12 protein-coding genes are annotated in these 12381 nt (G+C 67.4%); 6 read left to right on the top strand and 6 right to left on the bottom strand.

Annotated features, from left to right (window positions below; all coding sequences use genetic code 11):
• Nucleotides 1-62 precede the first annotated feature (62 nt).
• Nucleotides 63-854, bottom strand: a complete 792-nt coding sequence (gene trpA, locus ACE3P6_RS05120; protein ID WP_374392294.1) for a tryptophan synthase subunit alpha — start codon at nt 852-854, stop codon at nt 63-65.
• Between the two features lie 65 nt (nt 855-919).
• Nucleotides 920-1333: a VOC family protein gene (locus ACE3P6_RS05115; RefSeq protein ID WP_374392293.1), complete on the bottom strand. Its 414-nt coding sequence runs from the start codon at nt 1331-1333 to the stop codon at nt 920-922.
• Between the two features lie 108 nt (nt 1334-1441).
• Here ACE3P6_RS05115 and ychF point away from each other — a divergent pair, with 108 nt between their 5' ends.
• Nucleotides 1442-2539 (top strand): redox-regulated ATPase YchF, encoded by a 1098-nt coding sequence (gene ychF / locus ACE3P6_RS05110; protein WP_374392291.1) that lies wholly within the window; start codon nt 1442-1444, stop codon nt 2537-2539.
• 199 nt (nt 2540-2738) lie between these two features.
• On the opposite strand, the gene ACE3P6_RS05105 is transcribed toward ychF, so the two are convergent.
• The 3 genes from ACE3P6_RS05105 to ACE3P6_RS05095 are packed head-to-tail and all read right to left on the bottom strand — an operon-like array spanning nt 2739 to nt 5052.
• Complete coding sequence (locus ACE3P6_RS05105) at nt 2739-3344, bottom strand: amino acid synthesis family protein (RefSeq protein ID WP_374392288.1); 606 nt, start codon at nt 3342-3344, stop codon at nt 2739-2741.
• A 17-nt stretch (nt 3345-3361) separates the two neighbouring features.
• Complete coding sequence (locus ACE3P6_RS05100; protein WP_374392286.1) at nt 3362-4267, bottom strand: flavin reductase family protein; 906 nt, start codon at nt 4265-4267, stop codon at nt 3362-3364.
• Nucleotides 4264-5052: an alpha/beta fold hydrolase gene (locus ACE3P6_RS05095; protein ID WP_374392283.1), complete on the bottom strand. Its 789-nt coding sequence runs from the start codon at nt 5050-5052 to the stop codon at nt 4264-4266. The genes ACE3P6_RS05100 and ACE3P6_RS05095 overlap by 4 nt, the downstream gene beginning before the upstream one ends.
• A 144-nt stretch (nt 5053-5196) precedes the next feature.
• Between ACE3P6_RS05095 and ACE3P6_RS05090 the strand changes: the two genes are divergently transcribed.
• Both ACE3P6_RS05090 and ACE3P6_RS05085 read left to right on the top strand, forming a co-directional pair.
• Nucleotides 5197-6669, top strand: coding sequence for an aldehyde dehydrogenase (locus ACE3P6_RS05090; protein ID WP_374392281.1), 1473 nt, complete (start codon nt 5197-5199; stop codon nt 6667-6669).
• 19 nt (nt 6670-6688) lie between these two features.
• The gene (locus ACE3P6_RS05085; protein WP_374392278.1) at nt 6689-7723 is read left to right on the top strand and encodes an LLM class flavin-dependent oxidoreductase; all 1035 of its coding nucleotides are present in this window, start codon (nt 6689-6691) and stop codon (nt 7721-7723) included.
• Between the two features lie 97 nt (nt 7724-7820).
• On the opposite strand, the gene ACE3P6_RS05080 is transcribed toward ACE3P6_RS05085, so the two are convergent.
• Nucleotides 7821-9008 (bottom strand): GlxA family transcriptional regulator, encoded by a 1188-nt coding sequence (locus ACE3P6_RS05080; protein ID WP_374392276.1) that lies wholly within the window; start codon nt 9006-9008, stop codon nt 7821-7823.
• A gap of 123 nt (nt 9009-9131) precedes the next feature.
• Between ACE3P6_RS05080 and cls the strand changes: the two genes are divergently transcribed.
• The 3 genes from cls to ACE3P6_RS05065 are packed head-to-tail and all read left to right on the top strand — an operon-like array spanning nt 9132 to nt 12361.
• Nucleotides 9132-10550, top strand: a complete 1419-nt coding sequence (gene cls / locus ACE3P6_RS05075) for a cardiolipin synthase (protein WP_374392274.1) — start codon at nt 9132-9134, stop codon at nt 10548-10550.
• 9 nt (nt 10551-10559) lie between these two features.
• Nucleotides 10560-11441 (top strand): ABC transporter permease, encoded by an 882-nt coding sequence (locus ACE3P6_RS05070; protein ID WP_374392271.1) that lies wholly within the window; start codon nt 10560-10562, stop codon nt 11439-11441.
• Complete coding sequence (locus ACE3P6_RS05065; RefSeq protein ID WP_374392269.1) at nt 11441-12361, top strand: ABC transporter permease; 921 nt, start codon at nt 11441-11443, stop codon at nt 12359-12361. The genes ACE3P6_RS05070 and ACE3P6_RS05065 overlap by 1 nt, the downstream gene beginning before the upstream one ends.
• Nucleotides 12362-12381 lie beyond the last annotated feature (20 nt).

The following is a 12381-nucleotide window of genomic DNA, read 5'->3' as shown; positions in this document are numbered from 1 at the left end:
CAAGCGCGATGGTGCGGGTGCCTGCGGTCTTCGCGACAGCCACCTCGGTCGTCATGACCGCCTCAGGCCGAATGGGCGCCGTCGGACAGCGCCTTGACCCGGGCCAGCACCTCGGCCACCGGCAGCCCCGCGCCGATGTCCTTGACGATGGCCGACCCGACGACCGCGCCATCCGCCACGCTGGCGATGGAGCGGGCCTGATCCGGGGTGTTGATCCCGAAGCCCACGATGACCGGAAGGTCGGTCGACCGCTTGATCCGCGCGACTTCCGGCCCGACATCGCCCGCTTGCGCGGCGGCGGCCCCGGTGATCCCGGTGATCGAGACGTAGTAGACGAAGCCGGAGGTGTTCTGCAGCACCTTCGGCAGGCGCTTGTCGTCGGTGGTGGGGGTGGCGAGGCGGATGAAGTTCAGCCCCGCTTTCTGCGCCGGGATGCATAACTCGTCATCCTCCTCGGGCGGCAGGTCGACGACGATGAGCCCGTCGATCCCGGCTTCCAGCGCCTCGGTCAGGAAGCGGTCGACGCCGCGGGAATAGATCGGGTTGTAGTAGCCCATGAGGACGATGGGCGTGGTCTTGTCGCCCTCGCGGAAGGCGCGGACCATCGCCAGCACCTTGTCCATCGTCATGCCGCCTTCCAGCGCGCGCTGGCCTGCGGCCTGGATCGTCGGGCCATCGGCCATCGGGTCGGTGAAGGGCATCCCCAGTTCGATCACGTCGACCCCGGCGGCGGGCAGGCCCTTCATCACCGCAAGGCTCGTCGTCGCGTCCGGGTCGCCGCCCATGATATAGGCGACGAAGGCCTTCTTCCCCTGGGCCCGAAGCCGCGCGAAGGTGTCGTCGATCCGTGTCATGCTGGCCCCCTGATGCTCGCGTCCATCTGCCATGTGGCGGCGGGGGAAATCAATGGTGCGCGAACTCAGCCGGGCTGCCGCCAGGGGGCCGAGATCATCCAGTGGGTGCCGAAGCGGTCCTTCAGCATCCCGAATCCGTCCGACCAGAAGGTTGGCTGGTAGTCCATCATCACGCCGCCCCCTTCCGCCAGTGCCGCGAAGATGCGCCTGGCCTCGGCATCCGAGGGGGCCTCATGGCTGATGGTGACGGATGCCTGCGGCTCGCCCGTGTGGCCGGGCGGGAAATCCGAGGCCATCAGGCTGCGCCCGCCGATGTGCAGGGTGGAATGCATGACCAGGGGCGAGTCCTTCATCTCGGGCGGGGCGTCGGGCATCTGGTCGTAGCCCATGATGCTGAGCGTACCGCCGAAGACCTGCCGGTAGGCCTCCATCGCCGCGCGGCAGTTGCCCTGGAAATGGATGTAGGGATCGAAGCTCATCGGCGCCTCCTCTTTGCCGGTCAGGCTACTCGCGTGGCCCGAGTCGTGGAAGCTTGATCCCGCTGCCCCGCCCCCGTAGAAGGCCCAGCGTCGCTTATGGAGGGCAGCATGGGTTTCAGGATGGGCATCGTCGGGCTGCCGAACGTGGGCAAGTCGACGCTCTTCAACGCGCTGACCCGGACGGCGGCGGCGCAGGCGGCGAACTTTCCGTTCTGCACCATCGAGCCGAACGTCGGCGAGGTCTCGGTCCCGGATGCGCGGCTGGAGAAGCTGGCCGGGATTGCCGGGTCGAAGCAGATCATCCCGACGCGGATGACCTTCGTCGACATCGCTGGGCTGGTCCGGGGGGCCTCGAAGGGCGAGGGCCTGGGCAACCAGTTCCTCGCCAACATCCGCGAATGCGACGCGATTGCCCATGTGCTGCGCTGCTTCGAGGATGGGGACATCACCCATGTCGAGGGCCGGATCGACCCGGTGGCGGATGCCGAGACCATCGAGACGGAACTGATGCTGGCGGACCTTGAGTCGGTGGAACGTCGCCTGACCGCGCTGGGCAAGAAGCTGCGCGGCGGGGATCAGGAGGTGCTGGATCAGGACCGGCTCTTGCGGGCTGCGCAGGCGGCACTGGCCGAGGGCAGGCCCGCGCGGTCGCTGGTCATCGCCGAGGACGACCGCAGGCAGTGGCGGATGCTGCAGCTTCTGACGGCGAAGCCGGTGCTATATGTCTGCAACGTCGAGGAGGCCTGCGCCGCCCAGGGGAACAGCCAGTCGGACCGGGTGGCGGAGATGGCGGCGCGGCAGGGCGCGGCCTCGGTGGTGATCTCGGCCCGGATCGAGGAGGAGCTGGCGCAGCTTCCCGAGGACGAGGCGGCGATGTTCCTGGAGGAGATGGGGCTGCACGAGGCGGGGCTGGATCGCCTCATCAAGGCGGGCTACGCGCTTCTGGGCTTGCAGACCTATTTCACCGTCGGGCCGAAGGAGGCGCGGGCCTGGACGATCTCGAAGGGGACCTTGGCGCCGCAGGCGGCGGGGGTGATCCACGGCGATTTCGAGAAGGGCTTCATCCGGGCCGAGACGGTCGCCTATGACGACTATATCGCCGGGAACGGCGAGGCGGGGGCGAAGGAAGCGGGCAAGTTCCGGGTCGAGGGCAAGACCTACGAAGTGAAGGACGGGGACGTGCTGCACTTCCTGTTCAACGGGTGAGCTGTCCACGGTGGACAGATTTTTCGGGTGAATGATTTCAACGGGTTGGTCGTGGACGTTAGGGTTTAGTTAACACTCTGACGGTGCGCTCGTCGTGCGCTTCGCTTCTCCTCGCTGGCGGCGGGAGGCTCGTCGTGCACTTCGTTTCTCCTCGCCAGGACTGACCGACGAGGAGCCGAAGGCGAACGAGGAGGGGGCGTCAGACCCCCGCCGGGTTGTCGACCTCGCCGCCCATTTCCTTCAGGTCCTGATAGCGGTCGCCGATGCGGTGGTGCGGGCGGCCGCCGAGCGACGCCCCTAGAGCAATGACCAGCTCGTCATGGCCGGGCGCGTCGGGGACGGAGAACTGGATCGTCAGGTAATGCGAGCGGCGGCCGGCGTCGTGCTTGTCCATCAGCGGGATTTGCACTTGCGTGTTGGCCGGCCCGCGGCTGTTGGTGAAGCCGAGGTAGGTCTTGGCCCCCACCGCCTCGCGGAAGAAATTGCCGAAGCGCAGGGTGTGGATCAGCGCCGAGCAATGCTCCAGCTCGCAGGAGGTGCCGCAGAGGGCGGCCTTGCCGTAGGCCTCGATCTTGTCGCCCCCGCCCGCGAGGCGGATCAGGCGGTCGGTCAGGAGCTTGCCCAGGACGGGCCCCATGCGGCGGATTTCGGGGCCAAGGTCTTCGACGAAACCGCGCCCGTACCAGGGGTTCGTCACCACGGCGGCGACGGCGATCATGCGGAGTGGCGGGGTGCAGGCGCGACCGCCGTCGCTGACGGTATCCTCGTCATAGGTGACAAGCTTGCGGAGTTCGGGGAGCGACATGGGGTTTCCTTTCTGTCTCAGCGGGCGCCGATCTGGCGGACATGGCCCGAGCTTTCGGTGCCGTGGTAAAGGGTGAAGCTGCCGTTCCTGAAGTCCTCGGCATAGCGGGCGAGCATCTGCGCCTCGGTCGGGTTGGCGAGGGGCGCGGTGGCGAGGTCGGCCAGCGGCAGGATGCGGTAGCCGGGGGGCAGGGTGCCGGAGACCTTGCCGTGGTAGTAGACGGCATGGCCGCTGGTGGTGCGGTCGTCGAAGGCGGCATAGACGAAGTCGATGGTCGGGGTCAGGCCCTGGGCGGTCAGCGCGGCGGTCAGGCTGTCGAGCGAGGCTGTGGGCGCGAGGGGCAGGCTCAGTGCGCCGTGGTCGTCCTTCAGGAGCACGCCGTCGTTGCAGGCCAGCACGGCACCAAGGCGGCTGCCTTTCGCGGCGGCAGCGGCTTCGGCAAGGTCACGCTCGATGCCGATGGAGAAGTAGTTGCCGCGGAAGTAGCCGAGGGGTTGGCCTTCGTTGGTGGCGAAGGATTCGATCCGGCCGATCAGGATCAGGTGGTCGCCCGCGTCGACAAGCTGGTGGTTGGCGCAGGCAAACTGGGCGAGTGCGCCGTCGAGGAGCGGCACGTCTGCGTGGCCCGGCGTCCAGGCGCAGTTCTGGAACTTGTCGGGCGTGCGCGAGGCGAAGAGGCCGGAGACGGCTTTCTGGTCCTCGGCCAGGATGTTGACGGCGAAATGCGGGGCTTCGGCGAAGACATCCGCCGAATGCGCGGTCTTGGCGAGGCAGACGAGGAGGAGCGGCGGGTCAAGCGAGACGGAGGTGAAGCTGTTCGCGGTGAAGCCGCGCGGGGTGCCGTCGGGCTGGCGGGTGGTGATCACGGTGACGCCGGTGGCGAAGGCGCCGAAGGCGTTGCGGAGGGCCTTGGGGTCGGTCATTTCAGCACCTCGGTCAGGAAGTCGCGGACGGGGCGGTTGACGGCTTGCGGGTCCTCGGCCAGCGCCATGTGGCGCAGGCCTTTCAGGATTACCAGCCGCGCACGGGGGATTTCGGTGGCGATGGCGATGCTCATTTCGGGCGAATTGCCGTGGTCCTCATCGGCGGTAAGGACGAGGGTGGGGGCGGTGACGGGCGGGTTCGGCGCACTGACTTCGTCGACGCCGTTCGCGAGCACGCGGTAGAGCCTGGGGTAGACCTGCGGGTCGTTGGCCATGACCCACTGGCGGGTGAGGTCCATCAGCTCGGGGCGGCTGGCGCGGGCGGCGTCAGTGTACCAGCGTTCCAGCGCGGCCTCGACCGTGGCGGTGGGGCCAGCGGTTTCGGCCTGCACGACGCGGGCTTCGATGGCGGCCTGTGCCTCGGGCGAGCGGCGGTAGGCGGAGTGCAGGATCGCCAGCGCGGTGGTTCTTTGCGGATAGTCCTGGGCAAAACGGCGGGCGACCATGCCGCCGAGCGAGAAGCCGACGAGGGCGGCCCGGTCGATGTTCAGGTGGTCAAGGAGGGCGGCAAGCTGCGCGGCGAGGTCGTGGAGCGTCGGCTGGCCCTGCGGCGGGGCGGATTCGCCGTGGCCGGTCAGGTCATAGGTCAGGATGCGGAAGCGGGTCAGGTCGGGCGTCAGCCACTGCCAGACCGCACGGGTCAGCCCGAGGCCGTGGATCAGCACCACGACCGGAGCATCGTCCGGGCCGGTCAGGTCGTAGGCGGTGCCCTGGGGGTCGATCATCGCAAGCGGCTTCCTTTCCGTTGTGCTTCGCTGTGCCATTTCGTCGCGGCAGCGGGTTTCGATTTTTCGACAACTGGTGGCGAATTTTCGGAAACATGCGGCATTTCGGCGCGGCATCAACGAGGGAAGGTGCGGAGGACCGAGATGGCTGAGATCAAGCGCTGCCAGATGCTGATTGACGGGGACTGGGTTCCGGCCTCGGACGGGGCGGTGTTTGCCTCGGTGTCCCCTGTCACCGGCGCGGTCTGGGCCGAGGTGCCGGAGGCGACGTCGGCGGATGTCGACCGAGCGGTCAGGGCGGCGGACCGGGCATTGTCTGGTCCGTGGGGGGCGATGACGCCCTCGGCCCGGGGGAAATGCCTGCGGAAGCTCGGCGATCTGCTGGCGGAGGCGTCGGAGGATCTGGGGCGGGCGGAGACGCTGGACACCGGCAAGATGCTGAAGGAGACGCGCTGGCAGGCCAAGTATATCGCGGAGTTCTTCCAGTTCTATGCCGGGGCGGCGGACAAGATCGCGGGCGAGGTGCTGCCGATCGACAAGCCGGATTTGCTGGTGTTCACCAACCGCGAACCCTTGGGCGTGGTGGCGGCGGTGGTGCCGTGGAACTCGCAGCTGTTCCTGTCGGCGGTGAAGCTGGGGCCGGCGCTCGCGGCGGGGAATACGGTGGTCCTGAAGGTGTCGGAACACGCCTCGGTGCCGATGCTGGAGTTCGGGCGGCTGATCGCGGCGGCGGGGTTCCCGGCGGGGGTGGTGAACATCATTTCGGGGCATGGCGAGGTGGGGCGCGTGCTGACCTCGCATCCGCTGGTCGCGCGGGTGTCCTTCACCGGCGGGCCTTCGGCAGCGCGGCATATCCTGCGGAATTCGGCGGAGAATTTCGCGGAGGTGTCGCTGGAGCTGGGGGGGAAATCTCCGTTTGTCGTTTTCGAGGATGCGGATCTGGAAAGCGCGGTGAATGGCTGCGTGGCGGGGATCTTCGGCGCGACGGGGCAGAGCTGTGTCGCGGGGTCGCGGCTGATCGTGCATGAGGCGGTGGCCGAGGAGTTCCTGGCGCGGATGGTGGCGGCGGCTGAGGCGATCCGCATCGGCGACCCCTTGGAAGACGAGACGCAGATGGGGCCGCTTTGCACCGAAGGCCAGCTGCGGCACATCGAGGCGCAGGTGGCTTTGGCGGTGACGGAAGGGGCTGCGGTCCTGACCGGGGGCAGGCAGCCCGCGCTGGGCGGGACCTATTACGAGCCGACGATCATCGACTGCCCGTCGCCCGACCTGACCATCGTCGATACGGAACTGTTTGGCCCGGTGCTGTCGGTGCTGCGCTTCCGCACGGAAGAGGAGGCCATCGCCTTGGCGAACCGGTCGGAGCATGGCCTTGCCGCCGGGGTCTTCACCAAGGACGGGGCGCGGCAGATGCGGGTGGCGAAGGCCATTCGCGCCGGGATCGTCTGGGTCAACACCTACCGCGTCGTGTCGCCCATCGCGGCCTTTGGCGGGGTCAAGGGATCGGGCTACGGCCGCGAGAGCGGTTTCCAGGCGCTTTACGACTATACGCGGCCCAAGACGATCTGGGTCAACACCTCATCCGAGCCCATCGCCAACCCCTTCGTGATGCGCTGACAATTCAGGGAGATAGAAGATGAAATTCCACCTTGCGATCAACATGGAGCGGATCGACGACACGCTCGAAATGAAGGACGTGGCGAAGCACACGCTGGAGATGGTGCAGATGGCCGACCGGGGCGGCTTCCGCATCGCCTGGGCGGCGGAGCATCACGCGCTGGAGATGACCATCGCGCCGAACCCGTTTTCGATCCTGACCTGGTGGGCGGAGCATACCAATGACATCCGTCTGGGCACGGCGGTGATCGCGGCGCCCTACTGGCACCCGATCAAGGCGGCGGGCGAGGCGGCGTTTGTCGACCTGATCTCGGGCGGGCGGCTGGAATTCGGCATCGGATCAGGCGCCTACCAGCGTGAGTTCGACCGGATGCGGCCGGGGCTGAAACAGACCGACGCCTGGCGCTACATGCAGGAGATGCTGCCGGTGATCCGCAAGCTGTGGCAGGGCGATTATGCGCATGAGGGCGAGCATTGGTCCTTCCCGGCCTCGACCTCTTGCCCGAAGCCTTTGCAGGCAGAGGTCCCGGTCTGGGTCGCGGCTCGCGCGCCGATCACCTATGACTATGCGGTCAAGCAGGGCTGCAACATCCAGTCCTGGCCCTTGACCCGCGACATGGGCGAGGCGCAGGCCTATATGGACCGGCTGAACGAGGCGGTGGCGAACAATCCCGGCGCCCGGCGGCCCACGATGGCGATGATGCGGCATACCGCGCTCTATGACCGGAAGGAGGACTGGATGGTCCCGGTCCGTGCGGCGCAAAGGCAGCTTTCGCAGTTCGAGAACCTGTTCAAGAACATGGGCGATGTCGAGAACGGCTTCCCGAAGTCGATCCCGTTCGACCAGCTGGGCAACCGGGCGGAGTATGACCCGGAGATGCTGAGCCGGAACCTGATGTTCGGCACGCCCGACGAGGTGATCGCCAAGCTGAAGGACTACGAGGCGATCGGGGTGGATGACTTCATCTACTACGCTTCGCTCGGCCTGGGGCTGAAAGAACAGAAGCGGTCGCTGGAGCTGTTCTGCAAGGAAGTAATCCCGGCCTTTGCGTGACCTGTCGAGTGTCGCTCGTCCTGCACTTCGTTTCTCCTTTCCTGGTGCCGCGGGTCAGGGATGATTGTTGACCTGGGGAGGCAACCCCAAAAATTTTCTAGAAAATTTTTGGGGTTGCGAGGTCGTCGCTGATTTCGCTCTCGTCCGGGCGGGGCTCCACCGACGAGGAGATGAGGTCGAACGAGGAGGCCTTCGACCGGACCGCGCGGGTGGTGCGCTGTTGCAGGGTTTCGAGGTAGCCGGTCAGGGTGCCGGGCCAGGAGGGCGCGGGCTCGGTCGGCGCCCAGCCCTGGCGGTAGTCGCTGGGGCGGCGGGCGAAACATTTGCGGAAGGCGGACGCGAAGTGGCTGAGCGCGTTGAAGCCGGTGGCGGTGGCGATCTCGCGGACCGAAAGCTTCGTCGCGATCAAGAGGACGCGGGCGTGCTGCAGGCGGACGAGGGTGCCGAACTGCACCACCGAACAGCCGAGGCCCTTGTGGAACAGCCGCTCAAGCTGGCGCTGTGACAGGCCGAGGCTGTCGGCGAGGTCGGGGACGGTGAGGGGGTCGGCGATGTTCGCCTCGATCAGCGCGATGGCCCGGCGCAGGATCGGCGGGAACTGGTCGGTGCCCTGTCCCAGCGTCCGGCGCTGCGGGGCGGTGGGCGGGCGGATCGGCGGGGTGAGGATCTGGTCGGCGACCTCGCCCGCCATGCCCTCGCCGTGGCGGTCGGCGATCAGCCGCAGCATCAGGTCGACCCCGCCCATGCCGCCCGCGCAGGTCAGGATGCCGTCGCCGAGGGTGTAGAGCTGCTCGACGAGGGGGATGTCGGGGTAGCGTTCCTGGAAGCCCGGCGCCCAGGACCAGTGGGTCGCCAGCGGACGGCCGGTCAGGAGGCCTGCGCGGGCGAGAAGGTAGCAGCCAAGCTCGACCGCGCAGAGCCGCGCCCCGTCGCGGGACTGGCGGCGGAGCCAGGCGAAAAGCTCGCGGTTGGCGTAATCCTCGGCCCCCCAGGAGGCCAGCGCGAAGATCGTCTCGCCCCGGCGGTTGCGGTCGTCGAGCGGCTGGGCGGTGATGGAAAGCCCGTTCGAGGCGGGAATCTCGGTGCCGTCGGGCGACAGGATTTCCCACTGATACAGCGGTTCCGGCGCGAGATAGTTCGCGACGCGCAGGGGCTCGATCATGGTGATCAGCGTCGCCATGTTAAAGCGCGGCACGATGACGAAGCTGACCCTTGTGGGCGGGGCGACCGGGCGCAGAAGCTGCGGCACGGGGGGCGGGGCCGAAAGGATGCGGTTTTTCGACATGGGGCCAGGATAGCTGTCGAAATACCGGCAGGAAAGGCGCACCCGACAGGCAGGGCGAAAAACGACCGCAGCCGCGCGGCGAGGCTGCTAGAGTGCCGGGGCAACGGTGGATTCGGGGCCCGTATGTTCGCAATCCTGCTACACTTCGGCGTCACGCTGGTTGTGTCGGCGCATATCCTCTTGCGGCGCCACCGCCTTCCCGAAACGCGCGTCGCCTGGCTGCTGATCGTGCTGGGCCTGCCTTATCTGGGCGCGCTGGCCTATCTGCTGCTTGGCCAGACGAGCATCGGCAAGGCGCGAATCCGCGCGATGCAGCGGGTCATGGCCGCGCTGCCCCGGCCCGAATACGCAGCGCCGAAAGCGGACGTGGCCTTGCCGGGGCAGGCCCGGGGCCTGTTGCAGGTCGGGCAGTCGATCTCGGGCTACGGGCCGGTCGGCGGCAACCGGATGCAGTTGATGGCCGATTCGGACAGCGCGATCAACGCGATGGTGGCCGATATCGACGCGGCGACGGATCATGTCCACCTGGTCTTCTATATCTGGCTGGACGATGGCAACGGCCGGAAGATGGCGGAAGCCGTCATGCGGGCGGCGCGGCGTGGCGTGGCCTGCCGGGTGATGGTCGACGACATCGGGTCGCGCAAGTTCACCCGGACCGATTTGTGGCGGCAGATGGCGGCGGCGGGCGCGCAGACCCGGACCGCGCTGCCGGTCGGCAATCCGCTGCTGCGGATGCTGAACGGCCGGATCGACCTGCGCAACCACCGCAAGGTTCTGGTGATCGACGACAGCGTGACCTATTGCGGCAGCCAGAATTGTGCGGACCCGGCGTTTCTGCCCAAGGCGCGGTTCGGCCCCTGGGTCGATGTGGTGATGCGCCTGACCGGGCCGGTGGTGCGGCAGAACCAGCATCTCTTCGCCTGCGACTGGATGGGCAACGGTGGCGACGACGTGACCGGGATCCTGCGGAGATCGCAACCGGCGCCCGGGGCGGGGTTTGTCGCCCAGGTGGTCGCGACCGGGCCCACCTACCGCGACGCGGCGATGCCCGAGATGTTCACCAGCCTGATCTTTGCCGCCCGGAGCAGTCTCTTCATCACGACGCCCTACTACGTCCCGACGCAGGCGGTGCAGGCGGCGATCTGCTCGGCGGCCTATCGGGGGGTGGAAGTCACCATCCTCTTCCCGGCGCGGAACGACGACCTTGCCGTCGGCGCCGCCAGCCGGAGCCATTACGAGGGCCTTCTGGACGCCGGGGTCCGGGTGTTCGAGTTCCAGCCGGGCCTCTTGCACGCGAAGACCTTGACGATGGACGGAGAGTTGGCGCTGATCGGTTCGGCCAACATGGACCGCCGGAGTTTCGACCTGAACTACGAGAACAACATCCTGCTGGCGGATGCGGCGGCGACCACGGCGCTGCGGGCAAGGCAGGAGGAGTTCCTGGGGCAGTCGCGCCAGATTTCCGCGGCGGAGGTCGCAGCTTGGGGTCCCGTCCGGCGCTTGGTCAACAATGCGCTGGCGATCATGGGGCCGGTGTTGTGAGGGGAACGGATGACGGATCTGAGCGCGGGTGAGGCGGTAGCGCCGGGGGCGCTGTCCCGGCTTCTGCGGCGCAAGATGGCGCTGATCGGGCTGGCGATCATCGTGCTGGTGGTCGCGGGGGCGGTCTTTGCGCCCTGGATTGCGCCGTTCGATCCGAACAACCAGATGTTCGACGGGTTGACGCTGGAGGGCGCGCCGATGCCGCCGGGCGGACAGTTCCTGATGGGGACCGACCTCTTGGGCCGCGACCTGTTCTCCCGGCTGCTTTACGGCGCGCAGACGTCGCTGATCATCGGGGTGGTGGCGAATGGCCTCGCGCTGGTCATCGGCACCTTGGTCGGGATCACCGCCGGGTTCTTCCGGGGCTGGATCGGCGGGGTGCTGATGCGCTTCACCGACCTGATGATGGCCTTCCCGGCGCTGTTGCTGGCGATCTGCCTGGCGGCGATCTTCCAGCCGTCCTTGTGGATCGTGGCGCTGGTCATTGCCCTGGTGAACTGGGTGCAGACGGCGCGGGTGATCTATACCGAGACCTCGTCCTTGGCCACGCGCGACTTCATCGCGGCGGAGCGGACGCTGGGGGCTTCGACCGGGCGCATCCTCTTCCGCCACATCCTGCCGCATCTTCTGCCGACGATCATCGTCTGGGGCACGCTGGGGATTTCGACCACGGTGCTCCTGGAGGCGACGCTCAGTTTCCTTGGCATCGGGGTGCAGCCGCCCACGGCAAGCTGGGGCAACATCATCTTCGAGAACCAGACCTGGTTCCAGACCGCGCCCTGGCTGGTCTTCATTCCCGGCGCGGCGATCATCCTGCTGGCCCTGGCCTTCAATCTGGTCGGCGACGCCTTGCGCGATGTGCTGGACCCGACACAACGGGGGCGCGACTGATGGCGGGTTATCTGATCCGGCGGCTGGTGCAGGCGGCGCTGATCCTGCTGGGCGTCAGCTTCATCACCTTTTTCCTGCTGTATGTCCTGCCCGCCGACCCGGTGCGCCAGATCGCGGGGCGGTCGGCCACGGCGGAGACGGTGGCGAACATCCGCGAGCAACTGGGCCTCGATAAGCCCTTCGTGGTGCAATACGCCCGCTATCTGGGCGCGCTGGTGCAGGGCGACATGGGGCGGAGCTACCTGCAGAAGACTGAGGTGGCGGAGCTGATCTGGTCGCGGCTGCCTGCCACGCTGCTCCTGATGGTCGCGGCGATTGTCTGCGAGCTGGTGCTGGGCCTGACGATGGGCATCGTCGCAGCACTTTGGCGGGGCCGGGCGCTGGACCAGACCCTGATGCTTACCTCTTTCGTCACCGTCTCGGCGCCGCAGTTCGTGGTGAGCCTGCTGTTGCTGTATGTCTTCGCGGTGAAGCTGGGCTGGTTCCCGATCGGCGGCTACGGGACCTTTGCCCATCTGGTGCTGCCTGCGGTGACCTTGGGCGTCCTCGGGTCGGGCTGGTATTCCCGGATGATGCGGTCGTCGATGATCGACGTCTTGCGCGCCGACTATATCCGCACCGCGCGGGCCAAGGGGCTGACCCGCGCGCGGATCGTGCTGCGCCATGCGCTGCCGAACGCGATCCTGCCGGTCGTCGCCATGATCGGGATCGACATCGGCGTCTTCATGGGCGGGATCGTGGTGGTGGAAAGCGTCTTCGGCTGGCCCGGCATCGGGCAACTGGCCTGGCAGGCGATCCAGCGCGTCGATATTCCGATCATCATGGGCGTCACGCTGGTCTCGGCCTGCGCCATCGTGCTGGGGAACCTTCTGGCCGACCTGATCGCCCCGTTGATCGACCCCCGCATAAGACTTCGCTGAAAAACCAACAGGAGAGAAAG

Source organism: Tabrizicola sp. (assembly GCF_041911175.1).
Lineage (GTDB): Bacteria > Pseudomonadota > Alphaproteobacteria > Rhodobacterales > Rhodobacteraceae > Tabrizicola.
The sequence above is the reverse complement of the archived record's forward strand: the minus strand, read 5'-3'. Positions and strand labels throughout refer to the sequence as shown.

What these genes read in the sequence shown, in the direction of transcription:
- ACE3P6_RS05090 (WP_374392281.1), top strand. Translation starts at nt 5,197, where the DNA reads ATGGCTGAGATCAAGCGCTGCCAGATGCTGATTGACGGGGACTGGGTT.
- ACE3P6_RS05070 (WP_374392271.1), top strand. Translation starts at nt 10,560, where the DNA reads ATGACGGATCTGAGCGCGGGTGAGGCGGTAGCGCCGGGGGCGCTGTCC.
- ACE3P6_RS05100 (WP_374392286.1), bottom strand. Translation starts at nt 4,267, where the DNA reads ATGACCGACCCCAAGGCCCTCCGCAACGCCTTCGGCGCCTTCGCCACC.
- ACE3P6_RS05095 (WP_374392283.1), bottom strand. Translation starts at nt 5,052, where the DNA reads ATGATCGACCCCCAGGGCACCGCCTACGACCTGACCGGCCCGGACGAT.
- ychF (WP_374392291.1), top strand. Translation starts at nt 1,442, where the DNA reads ATGGGTTTCAGGATGGGCATCGTCGGGCTGCCGAACGTGGGCAAGTCG.
- ACE3P6_RS05085 (WP_374392278.1), top strand. Translation starts at nt 6,689, where the DNA reads ATGAAATTCCACCTTGCGATCAACATGGAGCGGATCGACGACACGCTC.
- ACE3P6_RS05115 (WP_374392293.1), bottom strand. Translation starts at nt 1,333, where the DNA reads ATGAGCTTCGATCCCTACATCCATTTCCAGGGCAACTGCCGCGCGGCG.
- ACE3P6_RS05065 (WP_374392269.1), top strand. Translation starts at nt 11,441, where the DNA reads ATGGCGGGTTATCTGATCCGGCGGCTGGTGCAGGCGGCGCTGATCCTG.
- ACE3P6_RS05105 (WP_374392288.1), bottom strand. Translation starts at nt 3,344, where the DNA reads ATGTCGCTCCCCGAACTCCGCAAGCTTGTCACCTATGACGAGGATACC.
- trpA (WP_374392294.1), bottom strand. Translation starts at nt 854, where the DNA reads ATGACACGGATCGACGACACCTTCGCGCGGCTTCGGGCCCAGGGGAAG.
- ACE3P6_RS05080 (WP_374392276.1), bottom strand. Translation starts at nt 9,008, where the DNA reads ATGTCGAAAAACCGCATCCTTTCGGCCCCGCCCCCCGTGCCGCAGCTT.
- cls (WP_374392274.1), top strand. Translation starts at nt 9,132, where the DNA reads ATGTTCGCAATCCTGCTACACTTCGGCGTCACGCTGGTTGTGTCGGCG.